Here is a 26817-nt window from a genome sequence, read left to right as displayed (position 1 = left end):
TGTTGAAGAATTCTTACCTGTTAGTCTTTTTGCCACCAGACTTTTACGTTAATCTGGTCACCGCCCATAGCCGAAACAGCTGCATCATAGTTTGTGCGGTTGAGTGACTGAACCGACACGGGGTATTGCAGTCTCGCAGGCATTTCTCCATTGTTTTGAACGCCAGGTCCAACAGGAAGAACAGGGTAACCTGTACGGCGGTGTTCATACCACGACTGGAAATCCGTAAAGAACAGGGTGAAATATTTCTGGGTGATGATTTTTTCCATTTTCTGTTCGGTTGTTTCTGCATCTACCCAGGTAATGGCAGGATTAAGCAGGTGATCAACCGGAACTGCGAGTCCCCAGAATGTAATGGCGTTATTCACCCCATTGTTATAATAGGTTTGCGAAGTACCGTTGAAGTATCCTTTTAGTGATGCTTCCGCCAGCATAAACTGGACTTCTGCATAATTCAGGATATTCCCCAGCAACGGTTCATTTTTGAGCGCTGCATTATAGCTAGACATGCGTTCAGGTTGTTGACCAGGCGCATAGCCGCTTGGAATTCCTTCGTATACTCCACCAACTGTGTTGGCCCATTTCGTCAGCCTGGGGTCTGCCCAGTTGTTCAGCGTATTGATAAAGAACTGTGTCAGGCCGTTATCACCGTTGAAGTCATAATCGCGGTAAGTATTGAAGGCCGAGACGAAAGGCGCAGTGGTCGTAAAGCGCAAAACCGCCGATTCAGCATTACTGTTCATCAAGGGATATAATGCTGTATTGGTTTCGCAGATCTCCTTGATTTTTACTACCGCATTGGACTCAGGTCGGTCCGATGCACGCAGCAGCAGGCGCAGGTAAAGGCTGTTGCCAAACTTGCGCCATTGACTGATATTTCCGGCAAACAAGGGGTCGCGGACCAGGTTTGCAGCGGGCAGGGCGATGTTCTGAGCAAGCAGCGTATTTGCCTCTTCCAGTTTATGGAACATGCTGTCGTAGATGACCTGCTGCCGGTCGAACGTGGGCTGATAAAGGTTATCACTCCGCCCTTTGTTAGCGTCAGTGTATGGCACATCGCCGTAAGTATCCGTCGCAAGGGAAGCCAGCCAGGTGTCCATGATCAGGGCCATTCCCATATAGGAATCATAATAGGTCTGGTTGGGAAGATTGCGCAACTTCTTCGCGGTTTCATACATGTCGCGGAAGTTGGTCATCTGCAGGTACCAGGCATTCCACATATAGTCAGATTCCGATGGCCGAATGATATAACGGTGAATCTCATCTGAATTGATGGTTGTAACATGCACCTGCATGAGTTCATGAGTAAGGCGAAGAGCGCGGGTCTGGTTTGCTTTTACCGCACTATAGATTGCCGACTCCAGCAGAAGCTCCGGTCTTGCTTCCGGCATCCTGTTGGGATCAGTATTGGTTTCCTTAAAATCCTTGGTACAGCCACTCATAGTAAAAAGGCTGAGTGCGAGCAGTCCGCCAAAGATCAGTTTATGTTGTTTCATGATTTGCTTCATTGATGTTGGTGAAAGATCAGAGACCAAAATTGATTGCGATGCCGAAGCTGCGGGTCGACGGGAACTGCCCAATCTCAAATCCGGCATTGATCGTGCCGTCATTCAGGGTTCCAAACTCAGGATCGAACGAGGGCCATTCAGAGATCACCAGCAGGTCCCTTCCGTATAGTCCCACCGTTGCACGCTGCAATCCAAGTTTTTTCAAAGCGTTACCGCTGAAAGTATAATCGATCCGCATTTCACGCAGTTTGATGTAATCAGTGCTGAAAGTATTGGCTTCAACGTTATCACGGTTGAAATGTGCATCATAGTAAGCCTGGATATTGGTTGCTACAATATCATTCTTTACATATTTCTGTGAAGAGGCATCCAGTCGCACGCCATCGCCTATGATCCCGTTGTATCGTCCGGGAACGGTCTTCTTCAGCTTGCCTTCTTCAGCAAGAACAGCGTGGGTAAGCGAATATGCCACAGCGCCATACTGTCCATCGAACAGGAAGCTCAGGCCGAAATTTTTGTACTTAAGGTCATTACCGATACCAGCCTTCCATTTAGGATTGGTGTTACCGAGATACTTGATTGTAGTGGTGCGTACAGGTAAGCCCTGTTCGTTGTAAATGATCTGGCCATCAGGCGTACGTTCGTAACCGATGCCATACATATCGCCCATGCGACCGCCCGGCCTTGCTTCAACAGAGCCACGGTTTGCAGGACCGGTAGACATTACATAAGTGTCGACACCGTCTACCAGCTCCACTACCCTGTTCTGGTTGGCACTGAAAGTACCATATACATTCCAGCTCAGGCCGCTCTTCGACTGAAGTACATTTGCATTCATTTGCACTTCAATTCCCGAGTTGCGCACGAGGCCTGCGTTTGCGATTGTTGCTTCATAGCCGGAAGCACGATCAATAGGCACGGGGAAGATCTGGTTCTTTGTATTGTTGCGATAAACTGCCACATCGAGTGAAATGCGGTTGTTCAGGAAACGCATATCCAAACCGGCTTCAAAGCTCTGTGTGAGCAGTGCCATCAGGTCCGGATTGGCGATTGCTGTCGGGTTAGAGAGTCCACCCGGGAACAACGTCGGCGCATAAGCGTACGCTGTGAGGTAAGGAATGGTTCCACCACTACCCACCCCGGCATATGATGCACGAAGTTTCAGGAAGGAGATCACCGAAGGAAGTTTCAGCTTTTCAGACACAACCACACTCGCGTTTACTGATGAATAGAAAAAGTCAGCGTTTTTGTCATTATCAGGTGTTGCGAGTGTACTTGCCCAGTCTTCACGTGCAGTTACATCGAGGAACAGGAAGTTGTCATAGCTGAACTGCGCGAGTCCATAGAAGCTGTTCACCTTGTAATCGGCACGGTAAGGAAGTGATACAACAGGGTTCTTGCTGTTAGCCAGCTTGTAATAACCGGGTAGGTTCAGCTGGTCGGCCCTGTTCTCGTCACGTACATACCTGTTCGTCATGGTGCTTCCACCTACAGAGAAATTGGAACCGAGTTTTTTGGTGATTGGGCGGTTGTACCGCACCAGGAAGTCGGAGTTGATTTCCTGTGCGAAGATATTTTGTGTGCGGAACATACCTTCAGCAAACTTGTTCGTACCGAACGGCCGTTGCTGCGAGCGATACTCAGACGAGTAGTCAAGCGCCGAACGTACCAAAAGGCTGAGGTCTTTTGTAAAATTATAAGTTGCAGAGATATTACCGATTACCCCATGTCGGGATGTTTTATTCAGCATTTCGTAGCTGATCAGGTAAGGGTTATCGAGGAGACTGCTGAATGGTCTTGTCTGTGAGATCTGCTCCTGCTCCGGTACCCAGTACTCCCTGAACCAGTCGAGGTTCATGTTGGGAGTCATACCCCGGATAAAATACATGATGCTCTGGTTGTTGTACCCTGTAGAAGGAAGATTGTCACTGCTTTTGTTGGTATAGTTCACCTTCGTAGCGAGCTGAAGTTTCTCCGACACTTTCTGGTTTACCGAAAGTGCGACAGTATTCCGTTTGTAGCCGGTATTTGGAACAATCCATTTGTTATTGAGGTTGGTAAGTGAAAGCCGGGCCTGTGTCATTTTGTTACCACCTTCGATAGTAACTGAGTTTGTGAATGTACGGCCCGTCTGGAAGAAATCTTTACGGTTGTCTTTATACGGAACCCAGGGAGTCCTCGATTCGCCCTTAGTGCGCGTAACAGGATCGTACTGGTAGTAAGACTGGCCATTAAATGCAGGCCCCCAGGCAGAACTGGTGCTGCGGGTACTCTGGCCATCTTCCGAATCATTATATGAATACCAGGTATGTTGCTGGGATGCGCCCTGACCGAATTCATACTGGTATTCGGGCCAGCGGTTCACTGATTCGAACATAGTGTTCGAGCTCACGCTTACACCAAGTCCTTTCTGGAGCGCACGACCGGATTTGGTGGTGATGATGACGGCACCGTTTGCTCCGCGTGCACCGTAAAGTGCGGAGGCACCAGGGCCTTTAAGGATCGACACACTCTCGATGTCATCTGGATTGATATCGTTGATGCTGCTGCCGAAGTCAACAGGTGATTCGCCCTGCAGGTAAGAAGAACTTCCGGTACCGGTCATATTCCCACTGCTGCTGCTGATTACCACACCGTCAACAACGATGAGCGCAGCGCTGTTACCACCGAGTGAGTTTTCGCCGCGGAGGATGATCTTGTTACTGCCGGACGGCCCGCCGCCGGACTTCACCAGGTTGATGCCTGCCACCTTACCGGTTAGGGCATTGCTCCAGTTGTTCGACATGGCGTCCGTCAGCTCTTCAGTCTTCACTTTTGAAACGGCATAACCCAGCGCCTTTTCTTCACGGCGTATACCCAATGCCGTTACCACGACATTCTCGAGCTCTTTTGTTGCGCTGCTGAGGGAAAAATCGATTGTAGTCCGGTTACCCACTGTTTGTTCCAAAGTGTTGAAACCTACAGCGGAGGCAACCAATACATGGCTGGGGGAAGCGGCAATGGTGTAACGGCCCTGGTCATCGGTTGTTGTTCCCGTGGCAGTGCCTTTGACCTGGATGGAAACGCCGGTTACCGGAGTACCGTCTTCCGCGTTTTTTACCATGCCGCTGATGGTCTTTTGCTGTGCTGCCAGTGATGTGGCAAAGAACAGCAGGAATAAGCTCCATAAAGTCCTCATAAAGCAATCTTGATTTTAGTTGGTTTGTATTAAAAAGTCTTAGTTTTTTCTTTTTTCCAGGTTAGTGCGGTGAAAAGTATGGTCAGAATACATGAGGCGAACAGAACCATGAATCCTCCATCCCATCCCCAATGATCCACCACGTACCCCATTGCTATGTTGGCAAATAATGCCCCGCCGAGATACCCGAAGAGTCCCGTCAGTCCCGCAGCAGTTCCTGCGGCTTTTTTTGGCACCAGGTCAAGCGCCTGCACACCGATCAGCATTACCGGTCCATAAATAAGGAACCCGATTGCGATCAGGGCAATATTGTCTACCAGCGGTTGTCCGGGAGGGTTAGTCCAGTACACCCACAGCGCAAGCAATACCAGCAGCATGTAAATGATTGTGGCGGGAGCTCTCCTGCCGTTGAATAGTTTATCGCTGATCCAGCCACAGAGCAGCGTTCCGGGAATACCGGCATATTCGTACGCGAAATAAGCCCAACCGGCTTCTTTGATGGAGAATCCCTTGGCCTCCTGCAAGTAGGTAGGAGCCCAATCAAGCACGCCATAACGGACCAAATAAACGAAAACATTTGCGAGCGCAATGAACCAAAGCATTTTGTTAACCAAAACATAGTCCATGAAGATCTGCCGAGCTGACATTTCCTTTTCATGGGACTCATTGTACTGGGGTGAAAATTCTTTCTTGTAGGTCTCGATAGTGGGAAGTCCGCACGATTGTGGCGTATCACGGACAAGAACATACGCAATAGCGGCCACGACCAATGCTATAATGCCGGGAAAATAGAATTTGCTTTGCCAATCACTGAAGAGGGCAACACCAAGAATCGCGAGCGGACCGATAAGTCCGCCGCCGACATTATGCGCAACGTTCCAGATTGACATTTTCACTCCGCGTTCACGAACGGAAAACCAATGCACCATTACGCGTCCGCAGGCCGGCCAGCCCATTCCCTGGAACCAGCCGTTCACCATAAGAAGGGAGAACATGATGGCAATGGATCCGGTAGCAAATGGAAATACTCCCATGCAGATCATCGTAACAGCAGACAACACGAGACCGAGCGATAGAAAGATCCTCGAATTGCTGCGATCCGATACGTTACCCATCAGGAATTTACTGAGTCCATACGCAATGGATACCCCGGACAGGGCAATTCCGAGCTCGGCTTTGGTATAACCTCTTTCCACCAGGTCAGGCATTGCAAGAGAAAAATTCTTCCGTACCAGGTAGTAACCGGCATAACCGATAAAGATGCCGAGAAAAACGCGGAGGCGTTGTTTTTTATATTCAGGGTCGATGTTCTCTGCCGCGATCAATGGTTGATGTGCGGCGGGTTGAAGGATTTTCAGGGATGGCATAGCTACTTATCGTTTTGAGCACATTTTCATTTAAGGGTATAGTCGTTTGCGAGCTTTGTAAATGCCGTGACCTGCTCCTGCACCCAGTCATCGTCTTTTTGAAGGCACTGTGCCATTATGGACGCAACAGTTGGTGCTATCCGCCGGCTCTCCGCAGCATCGAGTAACAGTGCTCGGGTGCGGCGGGCCAGCACGTCTTCCACCGTTCTTGCCATTTCTTTTTCGACAGCCCATTTTACCTGCTGAGGATGGATCTTTAATTTTTCACTCAGCCATTGTCCTGCCGTTCCGTTAATACGTTCTTTGATAAGTGCTGCATCACTTCCGTAGAAATAAAAAGGATCACTGTGGGATAAAGGTGAAATGGCCCCGTGGAGCGAAAGGTTTGCGGTTGTGCTTGACCGATGCATCCATTTCAGTTCCTGTTCTATCCGGTTCACCATATCTTCTCCCATCCTGCGGTATGTGGTCCATTTTCCGCCGAGCATGGTGAAGAGTCGTGAAGGGGAAACGATGATCTTATGACTGCGTGAAATTTCCTTGGTTGTCTGTTCACCATTCTTAGGAGCAGCTAGTGGGCGTTGCCCTGCAAACACGCTCAGCACATCTGAACGTTGAGGCGCTTTTTCGAGGTAGGCACTGGCTGTATCGAGGATAAAGTTTATTTCTTTTTCAAGTGCGCGTGGCTCGAGTTCGGCTGTGTCAACAGGCGTATCTGTGGTGCCCACAACCACTTTATCGTGCCATGGAACGGCAAACAACACCCGGCCGTCACTGGTACGCGGGATCATCAGCGCGGCGTCGGCAGAATAGAATGATTTATCCAGCACAATGTGAACACCCTGGCTGACGCAAATAGTACGGCCACCACCCGGGTTATCGAGTTGCAGGATGTCATCTACAAACACACCAGTGGCGTTCACCACCACCTTCGCGCATATGCGGTATTGCTTACCTGATTCAATATCCAGAACCGAAGCCCCGGTGAGTTTACCATCCTGTGATTTGAACAAGCCCACAACCTTCATGTAATTGATGGCATCGCCACCATTTTCCCAGATGGTCTGCGCGATATTCACGGCAAGGCGGGAATCATCAAACTGACCGTCGTGGTACACCACCCCTCCTTTCAATCCGGCTGCCCGGATTCCCGGTAACCTCCTGAGGGTTTCCTCTTTCGAAATAAATACAGATGGTCCCAGCCTGAGTTTGCCTGCGATCCGATCGTACAATTTGAGGCCGATTGTGTATTTCAGCCTGTCGAGCAGGGAATATACGGGAACTATGAAAAGTTGGTCTTTAACCAGGTGAGGAGCATTGCGGTGAAGCAATCCCCTTTCGATACTGGCTTCGCGCACCAGGCGTATATCGCCCTGGGCGAGGTAACGCACGCCCCCATGTACCAGTTTTGTACTTCGGCTGGATGTTCCTTTGGCAAAATCTGCCTGTTCAACCAGCAAGGTTTTGTAACCACGGGAAACTGCTTCCAGTGCGACACCAAGACCGGTTGCACCGCCACCGATTACCAATATATCCCATTCCGATCCGGGTTCTGCGAGTTTACTTAAGTATGCAGCACGATCATAGGTCCCGTCAATGCCTTTCATTTCCATCATAAGCTATTTCAGTAGGTTTCGATTAGTTCTAATTCGAAACCAAATTAATAACAAAATGAAATATAAAAATTAAAATTTCGGTTTCATTTAAAATAATTCGTAAATACTTGCGAAACTGTAGTTTTCACCTGCTTTCGCAGCCCGCATAAAACCGCACTCCCGGCTTCTTTTCTTTTCTCAATGGGAATTCGGTACTTTGTATTCATTATGAGCACATTAGCGGAAAGACATCAATTAATCCTGCTGCGACTTAAAGAGGAAGGAAACGTAAACGTGCTGGAGCTGTGCAGGGATTTGAAAGTATCATCTGTAACCATCCGAAAGGATCTGAAATTACTTGAGGATAAAAACCTCTTGTTCCGGACGCACGGTGGTGCTACAGCAGGTAACCCGTATACCAGTGACAGGCATGTTAGTGAAAAGGAGAAGCTTCATGCAGATGAGAAGACCGAAATCGGCGCGGTGGCGGCGGAGTTGATTGAACCGAATGATTGTGTTATTATCGGTTCGGGCACCACAGTGTTATCGCTTGCCAGGAATATTAAACCAAAAGGAAACCTCACTGTGATCACTGCCGCCCTGAACGTGGCCACTGAACTTAACCAGCACCCTGAAATTGAAGTGCTGGTGCTGGGTGGGATGCTCCGAAAAAGCTCCTCCTCCGCGACGGGGGTGTATGCAGAACGTGCACTCGATGATTTTGCCTGCAGCAAATTGTTCATAGGGGTTGATGGTATTGATCTTGAGTTTGGCCTGACCACCACCCATGTGGAAGAAGCGCGACTAAACAGGAAGATGATGGCTACGGCACAAAAGACCATTGTACTTGCCGACTCGAGCAAGTTCGGCAGGCGCGGATTTGGCCGAATATGCGCATTAGACGAAATCGTACAGATCATTACCGATAGTGGTATTTCCGATCATATGCGAAAATCACTTATGGACATGGGGATTGAAGTCACGATCGTTGCCTGACCTGATTGCATAAACCATTTTTACGATGTGCAAAATAAACTTCTGTATTTCTGCCTTGCTAATTCTTGCCGGATGCCAGACACCCGAACCACAGAAACCAGATGCGGCTGCTTTTTTCTCAAAAGGAAAATGGATCGATCTGAGCTACGAATTTTCGAACCAGACCTTATACTGGCCCACTGCAACCACAACTTTTCGACTAGATACGAATTTTAACGGGCGCACGGAAGCCGGCTACTATTACTCCGCATATTCGTTCTGCAGCCCGGAACATGGCGGAACACACCTCGACGCGCCTGTCCATTTCGCCGAAGGCAGGATGAGCGTGGACGCGTTGACCATTGAACAGCTCTGTGGCAACGCAGTAGTGATTGATGTTTCAGCTAAGGCGCTGGCGAACAGCGACTACCAGGTAAGCATAGCCGATATTGAAAGTTGGGAGAAAGAGCATAAAACTATCCCTGACAGCAGTATCGTGTTATTCCGTACCGGATTCGGTGCTTACTACCCCGATGCTGCCAGGTATTTCGGAACCAATGCCAAAGGACCTGCGGCCCTTGATCAATTACATTTTCCGGGCCTGCACCCCGATGCTGCAACCTGGCTGGTAAATAATCGAAAAATTAAAGCAGCAGGGCTCGATACACCAAGTATCGATTATGGACAGTCAAAAGACTTTAGAACGCACCAGGTACTGATGGGTAATAATATCCCGGCTTTTGAAAATGTGGCCAATATCCAGGCTTTGCCCGCATCGGGCATTTATATTATGGCACTGCCCATGAAAATAAAAGGCGGCAGCGGCGGACCATTAAGAATAGCAGCCTGGATACCCGCCAGCTAAAACTCAATGATCCGGGTCATACTCAACTTCGATTGTAGCGTGGGTAATATGCAGTTCATGAAGTTTCCGTTTGATATTCTCTTTTAACACTTCAGCATTTTTCAGATCCATATTCCTGTTAACGACAATATGCATCGATAAAATGTGATGTTCACCGTCGAGTGTCCACAAATGAAAATCATGGAGATCAAGAACTTCTGTCCCGTCAACCACCAGTTGCCTGATTTCAGTTTCACCAAGTCCATCCGGAGCGCCCTGCAAAATGATCTGGAATGCCGGTTTTATATTTCGATATACATTAAACAACACAAAAGCTGCGATAGCCAGGGACAGGATCGGGTCCAACACAGGAATATCTTTAAACATCATGACCACGGCGCCGATCATTACTGCCAGCCAACCCAATACATCTTCAAGGAAGTGAATGGACACCATTTTTTCATTCACACTACTTCCTTTCCGGAGCCTGAGCATAGCAGCACCATTGACCACAATTCCCAAAACTGCAAGTATGATCATACCACCCGGATCAGGCTGTACCGGCTTCGTCAACCTGCTGACTGCTTCATGGATGATAAAGATGCTTCCGACCAGCAGTACAACTGCATTGATAAATGCTCCTACTAATGAGAATCGCAGGTAGCCATAATTGTAAGATTCCGAACTGGCCTTTCGGCTTTTGCGCTGGAAGTACCAGGCTGTTCCAAGTGATAAGCTGTCACCAAAATCATGCAATGCGTCTGAAAGAATGGCAACACTGTTGGTGATCAGTCCACCTGCCAGTTCAACTACGGCAAATAGAGTATTCATCACAAAGGCAACAGCAATATTTCCCGTGTCATGCACATGGGGATGAGGACTGTTTTTACTATGTATATGTTGGCCCAAGGGAATTCGGATCCCAAGTAACGCAGAATCCGATCCCGTTCCAAACAATCATCACAATAATTTCTGATGCTACGGAATAAAGTCAAAAAAAGCCCGTGGACTATTAGTCCTGCCGGGCTCTGTATCTGGGTTTTCCAAAGTTATGCAACTACTGCATGATCCGTACTGCTGGATAGTTCCTCCCATTCATCCACTTCCTTCGCTGTTGAATTATATTTTGCCCTGATGGCAGCTACAGAATCCCTTCCAATCGGCAGATGCCGCGGCGGGTGATCACCAGATGCGATCTGCACAACTACAGACGCAAGTTTCGCCGGATCACCGGGCTGGTTGCCATGCAGGTCTTTCACTGCTACCCTGCGCAGGCCCACTGTGTCTTTATACGCTTCCAGTTCTGCTTCTGCATTCTGATACGAGTCACTGGAAGTAAAATCCGTTCGGAAAAGTCCGGGTGCCACTGCCGTAACAGAGATGCCAAACGGTTCGAGTTCCAGCGAAAGCCCTTCTGAAATTCCTTCCACGGCAAACTTGGTTGCGCTATAGATCGCGAGTCCGGGAAACAATGTGGCATACCCGAGAACAGATGAGATGTTAATAATATGCCCCAAGCGTTCCTTTCGCATGAATGGCAGGACAGCTCTTGTGACGTTCAGTAAGCCAAATACGTTGGTATCAAATTGCCTTTTCGCTTCTGAATCCGAGATTTCTTCTATTGCGCCAAGCAAGCCGAAACCCGCATTATTCACGAGCACATCTATCCTTCCGAATTGGTCAATTGCCTGTTTTACTCCGTCTTTGACCTGCCCTTCTTTTGTAACGTCGAGCACTACGACAAACAGGTCCTTGCTATTAAACTGGGAACTAAGCCGACCGGGATTGCTCCTCACGGTGGCCACTACTTTGTGACCGGCTTTAAGCGCGGCTTTTGTTATTTCGAAACCAAAGCCTTTTGAAGCCCCGGTAACAAACCATACCTGGTTTTGTTTCATAAAAAAAGTTTGATAAATGATTAATGGTGGAAATGATCAGAGTGCACTTTTAGCAGCAGCTGTGATCTGTCCGTTAGCTGTATTTTGAACAAAGCCTATCAATTCCCAGTCATTGCCTTTAATATCCGCAGGTAGCGGGATAGTTGCCTTTCCTTTATCACTGATTTTTACCTGGTCAAGTTTCCTGACTATCTGTACATGTGATAATTTCCTGCCGGTATTTTCCCCGGCTCTTACATCCGATTGAGCTTTTTTCTGAACCAGGGCAAACACGAGGTTCACATCCTGACCTTTACTTTTTGCCTCGTAACTGACGTTGATATCCTTCCCTTCTATGCGACTGTTCAATACCAATTCGTCTGTTGATTTGTTCCCTAATGATCTGGAAATGGCATTTGTAACTGACTGTTCATCTGATCCCACATACTCTTCAGATCCGTTCACGACAATTTGCGGCGTGTACAATGATTGAACACGTAACCAATCTGCGTACTGATTTTGCCTGCGGGAGTAATCACCGGAGCTGAACCTGTCCTTCCAGCCCTGGTGATCCCAATAATCAACATGATATGCCATGATGTACACAGGTTTGTCCTGGTTGGAAGCACTGAGCTTTTCGATCAGCCTGTCAGCAGGCGGACAACTTGAGCAGCCCTCGGATGTGAATAATTCAACGACTGCGAATCCTTCATTCTTTTCTGCCTCGCGAGCTTTTGCCCCTGACAGGTAAAACGCTCCCCATAAACTACCGAATAACAGCACTGTACCAACTGCATTCATGATGACTGATTTTTAGATTAAATTAAATTCGACGTCAATATTACCCTTTGATAATTTTGAATAAGGACAGGTATTATGTGCTTCATTGATCAATTTGAAGGCAGTTTCCTCGTCGAGGCCCGGAAGACTTACATTCATGCGGGCTTTCAGGAAATAACCCTGGTCATATTTTGCCAGGTCCACTTCGGCATCAATGGCTGTGTCTGCAGGCAGTTTGAGGCCTGATCCGGCCGCCGCAATTTCTAAAGCACCGATAAAACATGCCGACCATCCTGTTGCAAATAATTGCTCAGGGTTTGTGCCTTCGCCTTTACCGCCTGGGTGAGTCAGTTTCAAGTCCAGTCTTCCATCGGAACTCCTGGATGCGCCGTTACGGCCGCCTGTAGTGCGAGTCTTGGCAGTATATAATACTTGTTCACCTGTTTTAATTGCTGTTTGCATTGTTTGTTGTTTAATGATTAAGATAAATTCGTAGCCTAAATGACCGTTCGGTCATTTCTGAATTAAAAAAAATTACTTTCCGTTTTTGAGTTACTTCTGATATTCCTTACGCCACCCTACCTTCATGATCCGTACTGCCTTCATGATACCTGAGTTTTAAATCAGATTAAACTCGACATCAATATTACCCCTTGACAATTTCGAGTAAGGACAGGTATTATGCGCCTCCTCGATCAATTTGAAGGCTGTTTCCCGGTCGAGGCCCGGAAGACTTACATTCATGCGGGCTTTCAGGAAATAACCCTGGTCATATTTTGCCAGGTCGATTTCGGCATCAATAGCTGTTTCGGCAGGTAATTTAAAGCCTGCTCCGGCTGCTGAAATTTCCAACGCACTGATAAAACACGCCGACCATCCTGTTGCAAAGAGTTGCTCCGGGTTTGTGCCTTCGCCTTTACCACCCGGGTGTGTCAGTTTCAAATCAAGTCTTCCATCGGAACTTTTGGATGCGCCGTTACGGCCACCTGTTGTGTGAGTCTTAGCAGTGTACAATACTTGTTCACCTGTTCTGATTGCTGTTTGCATCGTTTGTTGTTTAATGATTAAGATAAAACGTTATTCAAATATGACCGTTCGGTCACTTATGAAGCAAAAAAAATTAAGTAAGCTGCTGGCTGCTTATCATTTGCTTGAGTGCCTTTCCTATAGCTTTAATTTTTGTGTTATTTCCTGCGACCCGGCCTATCACTATTCCACCCTCTACCATGGCAAACATGATAGTTGCGAACTCCTTGTGGTTCCAGTCCGGCCGGAACTCTCCTGCCTTGATTCCCTGTTTAATAATATCTGATATCCACTGTTGGGTCGATTCTATTGCCTGGTTGATCTTTTGCTTAATCTCCGGGTTGGTATCATCTGCTTCCATTCCAAAATTGATCATCGGGCACCCACCAGGAACAGGCGGATTCAGGATATCAGTAACAACATCTATATAGGTAAATAACTTCTCTTTCGAGGTACCAGCAATATTAAGGGCTGCCTGCAACTTCTTTCTTCCAAGATTCAAATTGTGGTCAACTACTTCCGCCGCCAGTACATCTTTATTTTCAAAATGCACATATAGACTACCTTTTGCAAGCTTGGTTGCATCCATAATGTCGCTCATGGCAGTAGCAGCAATTCCCTTTTTATTAAAAATGGGAGCGGCTTTCTCGATGATAAACTGCCTTGTTGCTTCTCCTTTTGACATGCTGTTTGAATTGACAACACAAATATAGTGACCGTTCGGTCAGTTTTCCAAATTATATGGTTCCTTTTAAGATATCTTTCACCTATTGCCGGATCGACCTGTTGGCTACAATAGCATAACGCCTTCAAAACCGTACATTTGGAACGGCAAAGCAGGTTTAAATAAACTTCAAGATTCCATCAGATTGTTTGTCCAATTTTAACGGTCATGAAAGTACTTGTAATTGAGGACAACCGGCAGCTCGCTGACAGTATTTGCAACTTCCTGCAGGGAGAAGGCTATGTATATGAACGCGCCCATGATGTAAAAACTGCGGAGGACAAATTGCTGATGTTCAGCTATGACTGCATCCTGCTGGACCTGATGTTACCTGATGGCAGCGGCTTTGATATCCTGGATTTCATTAAAAACAAACAAATTTCAAGCGGTCTGCTGATCATTTCAGCACGGGATGCGTTGGATGACAAAATAAATGGACTGGAAAACGGCGCTGATGACTACCTGACCAAACCGTTCCACCTTTCCGAACTGAACGCAAGGCTGAAAGCCATTTACCGAAGGAAGAAACTTGAAGGAACAGACACTATTATATTTAATGATATTTCGCTCGACACCGACAGGATGGAAGTCCTGGTGAACGACACCCCGCTTGACGTAACCAGAAAGGAGTACGACCTTTTACTCTACTTCCTGATCAATAAAAACAGGGTATTGTCGCGCCAGGCCATCGCCACTCACCTGTGGGGCGACTATACAGACAACCTGGCCAATTTTGACTTTGTATACCAACACGTTAAAAACCTGCGGAAAAAAATCAGCGCAGCCAGGGGCGCAGACTATATTGAAACCGTTTATGGTGTGGGGTATAAGTTTAATGCGAACAAGGTATGAAGTTGATCAGTAAAATAACATTCTGGTATATTGTTATCATCGTGCTCATCATGTGCCTGACGATGTTTACTGCCCGTAATTCTATTGCAAAGCATATAAGGGAACATGAAACCCAACGTCTCACCGCCCAGAATGATTCCATCGGCGCTCTGCTACTGGCTGGTGTAAGGGATATCAATACTACCGGCACACCAATTACGATAACCAGGATCACTGGCAATATACCGCATTCCAAAACGCAGGTCCAGGAAACAGAGCATTACAATAGTCATATAGGCAGGAATGAACATCGTCTTAATGTCATTTCCTGGTACCAGGCAGGTAATGATACATACAAAGTGACATCTTACAATTACGTCACACGCAGTTATCTCTATTTCAGCTCGCTGGTATGGACACTTGTCTGGAAACTCCTGCTTATAGCTGTTGCTGTCGTAATTTCCGGCGCCCTGCTTTCGAGATACCTGTTGTCGCCATTCAGGCATACCATGAGCGCCATTAAACAATTTGACATTACCAAAAAGGACAAGGTCAGGTTGATGCAAACTACTACAAAAGAGTTCAAGGAACTCAATTGTTTCGTATCGCACATGACCGATAAGGCAATCGAGGATTATACAGCAGTAAAAGAATTCAGCGAAAATGCGTCTCATGAACTACAGACACCTCTTGCAGTATTGCAAAGCAAACTTGAACTTCTTGCGGAAACGGGCATTGATGAACCCCAGGCAAAACTGATCGAGGAAATGCAGATCGCCATTGAAAAGCTATCCCGGATCAACAGGTCACTAACGCTGCTGACAAAACTGGACAACCTTGAATTCAAGCCATCACAGATCAAGTTCTGCAGGCTGGCTAAAGAAGTTGTGGGAATGTATAACGACAGGATCGAACTGAAGCAACTCAAAATAAACAGCAGGATGGACAGTGGCATTTACCTGAACATTCACCAGACTTTAGCAGAAATACTGTTAAACAACCTGATCAGTAATGCAATCCGGCATAATATCGAAGGAGGATCCATAGACCTTGAGCTTACCAATTCGCATCTCTATATTTCAAATACAGGCCTTCCACCAGAATTGCCACCGGATGAATTATTCAAGCGATTCCGTAAAAGTAACCAGTCGGCCGAAAGCACCGGGCTTGGTCTCGCGATTGTAAAACAGATCTGCGAAGTATCCAATTTTGAAGTTAGTTATGATTACCATGAGTCCTGGCACCATATCCGGGTACAATTCAACAAAGAAGGCGACTTCAAAAATGAGCCACGCCCTGATCATGGCTATCCGCCATTAATACTTGAGCCGGCCTGACGTAATAGAATCTTCAAAATCTCATCAGAATTGGTTCAAAATCGCTTCAAATCCATACGATTGTTTTGCATATGAAATCAGACGCTAAAACAATCAGTGTATGTTGAAGACAAGAATTTCATTTACCATTTGCCTTGTATTTCTCTTCTTTTCGATCGCCGGTGCACAACCGGTGTTGACCCTGAAAGGTGCAGTAGAAAAAGCAACCCAAAACTATGGCACCATTAAAGCTAAAAACAATTATGCGCTGGCATCGCAATCGCTTGTTGAGCAGGCAAAAAGAGATTATCTCCCCAACCTGAATTTTGGGTTCCAGCAGGCTTATGGCACTGTGAACGGCCAGAATGGTCCGTTGTACGGATTCGGCGGACTATCAGCCGCATCATCAGGATTGCCTTTGCCGGACCAGAATTGGAATGCCGCATTTGGTGCATTGTACCTCACGAACGTAAACTGGGACTTCTTCACTTTTGGTCGTGCCAAACAAAAAGTGACCGTTGCAAAAGCTGTAGCAGAAAGGGATAATAAGGACCTGCAACAGGAGATTTTCCAGCAGCAGGTAAAAGTGACCGCAGTTTACCTAAACCTTCTTGCCGCACACCAGATCTCATTTTCCTATAAGAGGAACCTCGACAGGGCCGACACACTCCGACGAATCGTACAGGCCAGGGCAATGAACGGCCTGGTTGCAGGTGTCGATTCTTCCCTGGCGAACGCAGACTTTTCGAATGCAAAAATTCTGCTGACAAGGGCCATCGATGCCGAACAACAATTAAAGAACGACCTGACCCAACTTCTTGGAACCGGTTCAGAAGCGGCTGAATTCACGGTAGACACATCCATGCTTTATAAAGCCCCTGTAATTGAACAATTTGCCCTTGACAGTACAAGGCATCCGTTGCTCCAACTATCGAAAAGCAGGATCGCTGTCAGTGATGAGCAGGCAAGACTGATAAAAAAATCATATTATCCTGCCTTTTCTGTGGTGGGGTTAATACAAACAAGAGGATCTGGTTTTGAAAGCGGTTATTCGCTCGACCAGCATAATTACAACAAAGGATATTTTGACGGGATAAAACCCACGCGCACCAACTATCTCGTCGGGCTCGGTGCTACCTGGAACATTACACAGGTATTCCGACTGTCAAAACAATACGAAGCGCAGAAATTCATAAGCCGGGGATTGTCGGAAGAAAACACTCTTGTGGTACAACAGGTAAAACTCCAACAACAACTCGCAGCAACAAAAAGCCGGAACGCCATCTCCGTTTACCAGGAAGCGCCCGTACAGGTGCGGGCTGCATCCGACGCATACCTGCAAAAAACAGTGCTGTATCGCAACGGTCTTACGAACCTTGTTGATGTAGCCCAGGCAGCATATACACTCGTCAGAGCTGAAACGGACCGGGATGTAGCGATCAACAACATCTGGCAGGCCCTGTTACTGGAGGCTGCTGCCGCCGGCGACTATTCCGTTTTCCAAAACCAATTACAATAATTCAAGATAGCAGCGTATGAACCTGATTCGATTCGCACTGCGGAAACCAATTACTATCCTGGTACTGGTAGCCGGACTTTTCTTCTTCGGCGTCAAAGCCGTGAATTCCATTAAGGTCGATATCTTTCCCAAACTCGACCTTCCCGTAATATATGTTTCGCATCCATTTGGCGGTTACACTCCGGCACAGATGGAGGCGTTCTTTGCGAAAAATTATATCAATGTATTTCTCTTTGTAAACGGCCTGAAGAGTATTGAAACAAAGAATATCCAGGGCCTGACTTTGATGAAGCTTAGTTTTTACCCCGCTACCAATATGGCACAGGCTGCAGCTGAAGTATCGGCCTTTGCCAACAGGATCCAGTCGGTTTTTCCACCTGGTTCCAACCCACCATTCATCATCAGGTTCGATGCATCCACATTACCTGTAGGACAACTCGTATTAAGAAGCGACAAGCGAAGCAATAACGAATTGCTCGACCTGGCAAATGTATATGTAAGATCCTCATTCACGAGTATACCTGGACTGGTGGCTTCCCCTCCCCTGGGCGGTAACATCAGGACTGTTGTTATAAAAGCGGATCCTGATCGTCTCAGGCAGCATAACCTCACACCCGACCAGTTGGTGGAAGCCCTCCGGCTCAACAACCAGACAGCGCCATCGGGCAATGTCAGGATAGGCGATAAGAACTATATTACTCCGGCCAATACAACGATCAAAACGGTAAAGGAATTTGGCGACATCCCATTATTCAAAGGTGGAATTCAGAATCTTTACCTCCGCGATGTTGCGACTATTGAAGACGGTGCAGACATTACGGCGGGGTATGGCCTCGTTAATGGCAGAAGGTCTGTATACCTGAGTATTGCCAAAAATGCAGATGCCTCCACCTGGGAAGTTGTGCAGAATTTAAAGAAATCCATTCCTAAAATCCAGTCGCAACTTCCCGAAGACGTGAAACTTAGTTATGAATTTGACCAGTCTGATTATGTGATGAACTCTGTAAAGAGCCTGCTGAGCGAAGGAATTATCGGTGCGATCCTTACCGGGTTGATGGTATTGCTCTTCCTCGCCGACCTGCGCGGAGCGATAATTGTAATCCTGACTATTCCTATTTCCGTAATCTCATCCGTTCTGTTCCTGAACTTGTTCGGCCAGACAATCAATATCATGACGCTGAGCGGACTTGCCCTGGCTATTGGGATTCTTGTTGATGAAAGCACCGTCACTATTGAGAATATTCACCAGCATCTTGATATGGGAAAACCTAAGTCGCTCGCCATCTGGGATGCATGTAAGGAGATCGCATTTCCCAAACTGCTGATCCTCCTGTGTATCCTTGCAGTGTTTGCACCTGCATTCACGATGGGTGGCATCCCCGGTTCTTTATTTCTGCCGCTGGCGCTCGCAATCGGCTTCAGCATGATAACATCTTATTTCCTGGCGCAGACTTTCGTTCCTATCCTATCCAACTGGCTGATGAAGGGGAAACACCATGCGGTACTGGAAGAACATAATGCGCATAAAAAAGGTTTGTTTGAAAAGATCCGCCAACGCTACCTGCGGTTCATAGACAGGATGATGCCATACCGTAAACCTATAGTTGCCGGGTATATTGTGCTGGCCTGCGGACTCGCTGCATTACTCGTAAACAGTATTGGCCGGGATGTACTTCCCAAAGTAAACGGCAAGCAATTCCAGGTGCGCTTACGCCTGCCCGATGGCACACGTATCGAGCGGACTGAAACCCAAACTCTCCAATTCATAGACGCCGTAAAAGATCTTATCGGGAAAGATAATATTTCGATCACGTCTGCATATGTCGGCAACCATCCGCAATTGTTTTCCATCAGTCCCATATATCTATGGATGGCCGGCCCACATGAATCTGTAGTACAGGTTGCATTAAGTGAACACTACAGCACTAACCTCGATGAACTGAAGGATTCAATAAGAAAAAAAGCAGCGGCACTGAACCCTTTAATGAAACTGTCGTTCGAGCCAATTGAACTGACCGACAAGATCCTGAGCCAGGGATCACCTACACCAATCGAGGTCCGATTTTCAGGAAGGAATAAAAAACTAAATGAAGAATATGCGCAGAAAATGGTAACTGAAATGAAAAAGATCCCTTATCTGAGGGACGTCCAGATCGGTCAGTCCATTCATTACCCTGCGATCAATATTAATATCGATCGTGCCAGGGCAGCGCAGCTCGGCCTGGATATCAGTGATGTATCAAGGTCATTGATCGCATCGACTTCTTCATCGCGGTATACTGAAAAAAATATCTGGGTAGATGAGAATGCCGGATACAGTTATGGGGTTCAGGTGCAGGTGCCGGAAGACAAAATTTCCAGCAAGGATGATATCAGCCAGATTCCCGTCCTTAGGAATGGCTCACGGCCGAACCTGGGTGATGTGGCAACGTTCAGCGATGGACTGGCCTATGGTGAAATCGATAACCTTGGGTCCATCCCCATGTTGACGGTTACAGCCAATGTCAATAAGGAAGACCTTGCAACAGCAATAAATGATGTCGACAAGGCTAAAGCCGGTCTTGGCGAATTGCCGAGAGGACTTAACGTTGAACTGATCGGAATGAGCACAACCCTGACGGACACACTTAACAGTCTGCAGAGCGGATTGATCGTTGCGATAGTGGTGATTTTCCTGATGCTTGCAGCGAACTTCCAGTCGTTTAAGGTATCCGGTGTAGTCCTGGCGACGGTGCCAGCTGTGCTGATCGGGTCGCTTGCGCTGCTGTTGGCCTGGGGATCTACACTGAACCTGCAGTCATATATGGGAATAATTATGTCGGTGGGTGTATCCATATCCAATGCAGTCCTGCTGATAACCAACGCAGAGCAGCTAAGAAAAATTAATGGCAATGCCATTTCTTCAGCAAGGGAAGCGGCGTCACTGAGGCTTCGCCCGATTGTGATGACTGCGGTGGCCATGGTGGTAGGAATGATTCCCATGGCATTAGGTATCGGCGAAGCGGGCGACCAGTCTTCGCCGTTGGGAAGAGCTGTAATAGGCGGACTGGTCGCTTCCACCTTCGCCGCGTTGTTCGTTTTGCCACTGGCCTTCGCATGGGGACAACAGAAGGCAACGACAACCAGCGTTTCACTGGATCCGGAAGACGAAGAGAGCATTCATTACATACCATCAAGCATATAACTGAAACCATAAACCGCTAATAGAATATTATGAAATACTTACCGCACATATCCGGATTGTTATTGGCCGGCTTGCCATTGCTGATACTGCAGGCCTGCAATTCTTCGCACGCTAATAATGAAGCAAAGGCCGCAGTGGCCCCGGCAGGACCTGCCTCAATTGCAGCCATCCGCCTGCAGGAAGATTCACTTTCGACATCAATCAAAATACCTGGTGAACTCGCTGCATACCAGCATGTAGACCTGTTTGCAAAAGTTAACAGCTTCGTTGCGAAACTTTACGCTGATGTCGGAAGCGAAGTGAAAGCCGGTCAGTTGCTCGCTACACTGGAAGCACCCGAAATCAACTCGCAGCTATCGGCGGCAGCTTCGAGATTGAAGATGCAGGAAGCGATCCATACAGGCAGCATGGCGACCTACAATCGCCTTCTGGAAACCAGCAAAACACCAGGTACCATTTCACCGAACGATCTTGAACTGGCTTTGGCAAGACAACAATCTGATGAAGCCTCGCTGAATGCTGCACGTGCTCAATATAATGAAGTGGTGAGCAACAGGAATTACCTGCAGATCCGCGCTCCATTTAGCGGGGTCATTTCTTCCCGGAATGTAAGTGCAGGCGCTTATGTCGGACCCTCCGGCCGTGGATCCGAGTTTCCCATCTTTACTCTGGTAGAGCAAAAAAAGCTAAGGCTTGTAGTGAGTGTACCTGAAGCATATTCCGGTTACCTTAGCAACAATAGTAAAGTGACATTCACATTTCGATCATTGCCAACTGACACATTCACAGCCACAATCACCCGACTTGCAGGTGCCCTCGATAATCGCCTGAGGGCAGAAAGAATTGAAATGGATGTTGACAATACAGAAAAAAAGCTGCTGCCGGGAATGGTAGCGGAAGTCCGGATTCCTTTACTCAAGGGACAGCGGTCACTTGTCGTGCCGACATCAGCAATACTCAATTCTACCGAAGGTGTATTTGTGATCAGGATCCAAAATAACAAGACCATATGGATACCCGTGTCTGCGACGCGGGCTTTCGAAGGAAAGACCGAGATCTCAGGCAATCTTTCCGTAAATGATACGCTCGTAAAATTTGCCAGTGAAGAAGTAAGGAATGGGGCAGCCGTGGAGGCAATTAAAATGGACTAAAGCTTGTTGCAGCTAAACAGCGATAGAAACGATAAACCCTTGCGGCACATTACCAGCAAGGGTTTATCAACTATTAACTTCCTCTTATTGACCAATTGACTCTTCCACTTCTTTTTTTGAAACCGCGGATTTCTCCAATTCTTCGGAAATCCTGCCGATATACGCAGCCACCCTATCGGGCATTGAAAGCATTGGAACATGACTGGATTTAAGTTCAAGAGTCGTTGCCTTGATCTTGTTCGCTCCTGCGCGGAGTAATTCCGTTCCAAGCGTCTGGTCATCGGTACCTATTAGGCTCCAGGAAGGCCTGGTTTTCCAGGCAGCTTTATTAATAGTGCCTGACAGAGCTTTTAAAGCCCAGGGAACCTGAACAGCATACAAGATCTCCCGGGATCTTGGAGGCAGATCCTGGGCAAAATTCTCATGGATTCCTTTCGATGAAAGAGTCAGGAATCCAAATTTGTCCTGCCTGAATTCTGCAGCGGCCGGTGTATTAAATCCTTTAATCACATCACCGACAGACTGTCCGTCATCCGGAACCATTGCACAGACATAGAGAAGACCAGCCACATTCGGATGGTTGCCTGCTTCTGTAATCACCATACCTGCATAAGAGTGCCCAACCAGCAGGACAGGTCCATCCATAGATTCAATAGCTCTATTTGTCGCATCAACATCATCTTCCAATGAGGTGAGCGGATTTTGCACAGCGATGACATTAAATCCATTGTCTCTGAGCAGGGGAATAACATCGGACCAGCTCGAGCCATCGGCGAAAGCGCCGTGTACCAATACTACATTCTTAAAAGTGCTCATCATTGAGTTTGTTTAAATTTTATACCGGAAGAACTTTTCGGAAGGGCTGGATTTTTAGCGTGTGAATCAATCAGAACAAATTGTCCGGGCTGCCGACAGAAATACTTTGCTCAAATCTGCCTGGTTTGATTTCTGTTGGGCCTGGAGCATTACCGGGTGATTCATTGCCTTTGTTTGCTTTAATGACGGATTGGCCGACCCGGGAATCCGGGCGTTTATCCTGGTCTTTGCTGACAGGCGGGTTAGACAATAAAAAAGGGCTGATCATGATTGGTTTTAAAAACGGGATCATTTTTTGGACAGATATTGCCTGGTTCCTGGTGAGTTGCCGTGTTGTTGACCGGTTTTCGTTAGGACCGTACGCCGGCGTAGGGAAGTCCTCGTGCACGAACAGGTAGAAAGTGCACTCCCATTACAACCGCCTCGGCAAGCTGACACCTGTCATCTTCGTTTCAACAGGTAGCAGGCAACCAGTTAAGCTTTTGAAAGCTGGCTTTCCATCCATTTATCGAAGGAGATGGCCCCCACTTTAGCCTGGCCCTGGGGCACCAGTTCTGAATCCTTAAGTACAGCACCGAAATATGGAGTCTTGTCATCTGATACAACCTTGCGTGGATCGTTTGTAAGATGCAGGTAGCGGGCAACAAAATCAGCCATGGTACTGCGATCAGGACCGGCGATTTCAAAGTGGCCGTTAATTGGCTCGGACAATGCAGTCTGGGTTACAAAAGATGAAACATCTTCTGCTGCAATGGGCTGGAATTTTGCACCGGATACATGCGTCTCATTACCCTGCGCACCGGAACTCGCGATACCCGCCAAAAATTCGAAGAACTGGGTACTGCGAATAATGGTGTACGATACTCCAGATTCTCTGATCAGTTTTTCCTGCATCATCTTGGCCCGCATGTAGCCACTGTCTATCAGGTCCACTCCCACGATGGAAACCGCAATATGGTGACGGACACCTGCGTTCACTTCTGCTGCCAGAAGATTTTTGCCAGCGGTTTTAAAGAATTCCATTACAGCATTGTCTTCAAATGACGGAGAATTTGCGAGGTCTATAACGACGTCTGTTTCTTTCATGGCTTCTGCCAGTCCCTCTCCCGTAATCGTATTGATCCCGGTACTAGGTGAACCGACAATAACCTGGTGACCCAGCTGGCGAAGTTTATCAACTACTTTTGTTCCAATGAGGCCTGTGCCCCCGATGACTACGATTTTCATAACTTGACATTTTTGTGTTTGTGATTCGCTACTAATAAGGCCAACGAAATGCCAAACAGTTAATTGAATGAAAATCAAACCACTAGCTTTCAAGAGTAGAACTTTTTTTCACTTTATTCAGTGAAAGCACGAAAGAATTCACGTAATACGGGGGAGAGGAGAAAGGAAATTACGATTTACTAAAATAATCAGCCTTGGTGATTCCAAGTTTTTTCATTTTGGAATGCAGCGTGTTGCCTGGCACTTTAAGGATCTCAGCAGCACCACCTGTACCCGAAATCTTACCGGCACATCGTTTCAACACTTCAATAATGTAAGCGCGTTCAACTTCCTCAAGGGAACGGTTGGAAATGATAAAATTGTTTTCCTGCTGATCTGTAGCCGGCTTACGGGGAATGAAGACTTCCTGCAAAGTATTTTCGGTAGTAAGCAATACGCTGCGCTCAATCAGGTGCTCCAGTTCGCGTACGTTTCCTGGCCATGTATAGCTGCGCAGTTGCTGGAAAACCCGTGGGGATATTTTCATGACCCTGCGACCAGCATTCTTACTGTATTTCGCTACGAAATATTCTGCGAGTGGTTCAATATCGTCGATCCTGTCACGCAGTGGCGGCAGATTAATTGGAAATACATTCAGGCGGAAAAAAAGGTCTGCACGAAATCGCCCTGCCTTTACTTCGTTTTCCAGGTCGCGGTTGGTAGCCACTACCAGGCGGACATCCACTTTAATGGTCTGTTTGCCACCCACCCTTTCCACTTCACGTTCCTGGATCACCCGAAGTAATTTTGCCTGCGCCTCCAATGGCAGTTCACCTATCTCATCAAGAAAAAGCGTGCTTTGATTAGCGAGCTCAAATTTTCCTATCCGGCGATCGAAAGCCCCGGTGAACGCACCCCGTTCATGTCCGAACAGTTCACTTTCGACGAGATTTGCTGGTAATGCGGCACAATTCACTTTCACCATAAGTTTATCTTTCCTCGATGACGCATTATGAATGGCCCTTGCTATCAATTCCTTCCCGGTGCCGGTTTCGCCAAGTACCAATACCGTGGTATTCGAATCTGCCACAAGCGACATTAGCTTGTAAACTTCCTGCATCTGTGGCCCACTCCCAATGATCTCAGAGAAGTTGTAAATCTTCCCTATCTGCTCTTTCAGGTAAAGGTTTTCATTTTCAAGCTGCTTCTTATAAGCAAACAGTTTTTCATTCGCCTGGATGTTGGCAATGGCGATAGATATCTGTGCCGCCAGTCCCTGGAGTACCAACTCACTTAAACTGTTTGCAAGGAGCCACAGTGTGCCAATATTTTTGTCACCAACCCGCAATGGAAGACTATACATATTTCCCAACCCCGTCGCTTTCCAGAATTTCGCACGGGCATTGCCGCTGGCTACTTCTTCATCCACATTAAATACCAATCCCTCTTCACTCGCAAGCACTTTTGCCGTATAGCTTTCCTTTACTGTGCCAGGCACAACAACTTTTTCATCAAAATATTCATTTGATCCATTGCGCAGTGCCTGGTCATACATGAATGGATAAAGGGTAACGCTATCCTCTCCTATCACTTGTATTAGTGACAACTTCGTATGCAGTAATTTATCGAATACCCTGAAGATAGCAGCTTCAAGTTCCGGTTTCGTTCTGACATGCGCCACATCTCTGCTGAAATCCAACAGGAAAGCCAGGTCCCGTTGTTTTTTTGCAACTTCCTCATTAGCCATGATATTCGCCATGGCGGTGGAGATTTGTGCACAAATGCCTTGTAACAACCGGATGTTAATTTCTTCAATTGCCAGCCAAAGAATGCCCAGGTTTGTTTCACCGTTCCGCAGTCTGATACCGGCCATTGTTTTATAGCCTTTACTTTTCAAGAAATGCAGGTAAACAGATGTTATTCCTCTTTGTACCTCGCGGTCAATACTGAACAGTAAAGGAATCGGACTATCGAGTACACGATTCTGCAGGCCATCGTTGACCGGGAAGCTGGCGTCACGGAAATCCTGTTCATTTTCATCGCCCGGCGTAAACCTACCGGCATCTAATATATAGGAGCTCATGGTTTGTCCATCCTGATTGATCCTGCAAATCGCATAACCGTGCAGTGCAGTCAATTTATTCAATGCTGCGCCTGCAGCAACAGCCAGCTCCTCCCTTGTTCTTACGGTCGCAATGTCGCTGCTGAAATCCAACAGAAACGATTTTTCCTTCTCCTTTTTAAGAAGCTCTTCGTTTTTAAGAATGTTGGAGATAGCACTTGAAAGCTGCGGAGCGATGCCTTTGATTATACTTCGGAATTCCGGCGTAAAGCTGCCTGGCCTGTCCGTATAGACATGAAAGAAGCCGATTGGTTTTTCTTCTATCATCAGCTTAGTCATCAACACTTCCCTGATGCCAACTTCGTAATAAACAGGCAGGAAAGGCGGACATAACGGTTGGTCGATCACATCTTCCAGCAGAAAGGAGATTGGGACATCCGATCTAAGCACCGCCTGCATAAAGGATTCGTTCAACGTGTTTTGAGTAGTGACCAATTTAAGGTAACGGTGATCCTTCAATAAAGGCGAATAAATATTATCCAGCAGGAAAGCACCATATGTTTCGTCCTGTGGACTGATCAGGCTGACAGTTGCATGTGAGAAATAAAACAAGCTCTTTATCCGCCGGGTAAACAGGATGATCAGGTCATTTTTTTCCCGCACCCTCGTGATGTCGTGGCCCAGGTCGAGCAATATATTGCTTACCCTTTCGGCTTTGACTTCGGATGGAGCAGTTTCCGGCCCCTGAGGTTCTGACATTTTCATCGAAAGCAATTTAAGTTAATATGTCAATAGGTAAACCGGTGGGCAGGTGAATAGGTGATCAATTTCCACAGTCGCATCAGCCGACGGTTAAAC

The 26817-nt window shown here is 47.1% G+C and carries 20 protein-coding genes; 7 read left to right on the top strand and 13 right to left on the bottom strand.

Translation table 11 applies throughout. The annotated features are described in order from the left end of the window. Positions 1-20 precede the first annotated feature (20 nt). Genes OI18_RS13220 through OI18_RS13205 form a run of 4 tightly spaced genes read right to left on the bottom strand, consistent with a single transcriptional unit; the run spans position 21 to position 7669 of the window. A complete protein-coding gene (locus OI18_RS13220; RefSeq protein ID WP_039140890.1) occupies positions 21-1496 on the bottom strand; it encodes a SusD/RagB family nutrient-binding outer membrane lipoprotein in 1476 nt (491 codons plus the stop codon). 28 nt (positions 1497-1524) lie between these two features. Then, on the bottom strand, positions 1525-4686 hold the full coding sequence (locus OI18_RS13215; RefSeq protein ID WP_052273192.1) for a SusC/RagA family TonB-linked outer membrane protein: 3162 nt from the start codon (positions 4684-4686) through the stop codon (positions 1525-1527). Between the two features lie 29 nt (positions 4687-4715). Beyond that, complete coding sequence (gene glpT, locus OI18_RS13210) at positions 4716-6053, bottom strand: glycerol-3-phosphate transporter (protein ID WP_039140483.1); 1338 nt, start codon at positions 6051-6053, stop codon at positions 4716-4718. Positions 6054-6079: 26 nt separating this feature from the next. Further along, positions 6080-7669, bottom strand: coding sequence for a glycerol-3-phosphate dehydrogenase/oxidase (locus OI18_RS13205; RefSeq protein ID WP_072039010.1), 1590 nt, complete (start codon positions 7667-7669; stop codon positions 6080-6082). 207 nt (positions 7670-7876) lie between these two features. Here OI18_RS13205 and OI18_RS13200 point away from each other — a divergent pair, with 207 nt between their 5' ends. Next, positions 7877-8644, top strand: a complete 768-nt coding sequence (locus tag OI18_RS13200) for a DeoR/GlpR family DNA-binding transcription regulator (protein ID WP_082037964.1) — start codon at positions 7877-7879, stop codon at positions 8642-8644. Between the two features lie 25 nt (positions 8645-8669). Continuing rightward, positions 8670-9488 carry a cyclase family protein gene (locus OI18_RS13195; protein ID WP_039140480.1) on the top strand — a complete coding sequence of 273 codons (819 nt, stop codon included), beginning with the start codon at positions 8670-8672 and terminating at the stop codon, positions 9486-9488. Positions 9489-9491: 3 nt separating this feature from the next. On the opposite strand, the gene OI18_RS13190 is transcribed toward OI18_RS13195, so the two are convergent. From OI18_RS13190 to OI18_RS13165, 6 genes are all read right to left on the bottom strand, one after another. Then, entirely contained in the window at positions 9492-10334 is an 843-nt protein-coding gene (locus OI18_RS13190; protein ID WP_262494009.1) for a cation diffusion facilitator family transporter, read from the bottom strand. Positions 10335-10516: 182 nt separating this feature from the next. Continuing rightward, the gene (locus OI18_RS13185; RefSeq protein WP_039140478.1) at positions 10517-11365 is read right to left on the bottom strand and encodes an oxidoreductase; all 849 of its coding nucleotides are present in this window, start codon (positions 11363-11365) and stop codon (positions 10517-10519) included. Positions 11366-11401: 36 nt separating this feature from the next. Then, positions 11402-12145: a DUF1223 domain-containing protein gene (locus tag OI18_RS13180; RefSeq protein WP_039140477.1), complete on the bottom strand. Its 744-nt coding sequence runs from the start codon at positions 12143-12145 to the stop codon at positions 11402-11404. A 12-nt stretch (positions 12146-12157) separates the two neighbouring features. Next, positions 12158-12586 carry an organic hydroperoxide resistance protein gene (locus OI18_RS13175; RefSeq protein ID WP_039140475.1) on the bottom strand — a complete coding sequence of 143 codons (429 nt, stop codon included), beginning with the start codon at positions 12584-12586 and terminating at the stop codon, positions 12158-12160. Between the two features lie 156 nt (positions 12587-12742). Continuing rightward, positions 12743-13171, bottom strand: coding sequence for an organic hydroperoxide resistance protein (locus OI18_RS13170; RefSeq protein ID WP_039140474.1), 429 nt, complete (start codon positions 13169-13171; stop codon positions 12743-12745). 73 nt (positions 13172-13244) lie between these two features. Beyond that, a complete protein-coding gene (locus OI18_RS13165; RefSeq protein WP_039140472.1) occupies positions 13245-13835 on the bottom strand; it encodes a TetR/AcrR family transcriptional regulator in 591 nt (196 codons plus the stop codon). Between the two features lie 207 nt (positions 13836-14042). On the opposite strand from OI18_RS13165, the gene OI18_RS13160 reads away from it, so the two are divergent. From OI18_RS13160 to OI18_RS13140, 5 genes are all read left to right on the top strand, one after another. Continuing rightward, entirely contained in the window at positions 14043-14726 is a 684-nt protein-coding gene (locus OI18_RS13160) for a response regulator transcription factor (RefSeq protein WP_039140468.1), read from the top strand. Next, a complete protein-coding gene (gene porY, locus OI18_RS23820) occupies positions 14723-16042 on the top strand; it encodes a sensor histidine kinase (protein ID WP_052273191.1) in 1320 nt (439 codons plus the stop codon). Before OI18_RS13160 ends, porY begins: the two co-directional genes overlap by 4 nt. A 100-nt stretch (positions 16043-16142) precedes the next feature. Further along, the gene (locus OI18_RS13150) at positions 16143-17540 is read left to right on the top strand and encodes a TolC family protein (RefSeq protein ID WP_039140467.1); all 1398 of its coding nucleotides are present in this window, start codon (positions 16143-16145) and stop codon (positions 17538-17540) included. A gap of 16 nt (positions 17541-17556) precedes the next feature. Beyond that, a complete protein-coding gene (locus OI18_RS13145; RefSeq protein WP_039140465.1) occupies positions 17557-20724 on the top strand; it encodes an efflux RND transporter permease subunit in 3168 nt (1055 codons plus the stop codon). A gap of 29 nt (positions 20725-20753) precedes the next feature. Further along, a complete protein-coding gene (locus tag OI18_RS13140) occupies positions 20754-21875 on the top strand; it encodes an efflux RND transporter periplasmic adaptor subunit (protein ID WP_039140463.1) in 1122 nt (373 codons plus the stop codon). A gap of 84 nt (positions 21876-21959) precedes the next feature. Here the strand turns inward: OI18_RS13140 and OI18_RS13135 are convergent, their stop codons facing one another. The 3 genes from OI18_RS13135 to OI18_RS24450 form a co-directional block, all read right to left on the bottom strand. After that, positions 21960-22694 (bottom strand): alpha/beta fold hydrolase, encoded by a 735-nt coding sequence (locus OI18_RS13135; protein ID WP_082037963.1) that lies wholly within the window; start codon positions 22692-22694, stop codon positions 21960-21962. 471 nt (positions 22695-23165) lie between these two features. Beyond that, entirely contained in the window at positions 23166-23918 is a 753-nt protein-coding gene (locus tag OI18_RS13125; RefSeq protein WP_039140459.1) for an SDR family oxidoreductase, read from the bottom strand. A gap of 169 nt (positions 23919-24087) precedes the next feature. Then, positions 24088-26724 (bottom strand): sigma-54-dependent Fis family transcriptional regulator, encoded by a 2637-nt coding sequence (locus OI18_RS24450; protein WP_052273189.1) that lies wholly within the window; start codon positions 26722-26724, stop codon positions 24088-24090. Positions 26725-26817: the final 93 nt, after the last annotated feature.

Source organism: Flavihumibacter solisilvae (genome assembly GCF_000814475.1).
Lineage (GTDB): Bacteria > Bacteroidota > Bacteroidia > Chitinophagales > Chitinophagaceae > Flavihumibacter > Flavihumibacter solisilvae.
The sequence above is the reverse complement of the archived record's forward strand: the minus strand, read 5'-3'. Positions and strand labels throughout refer to the sequence as shown.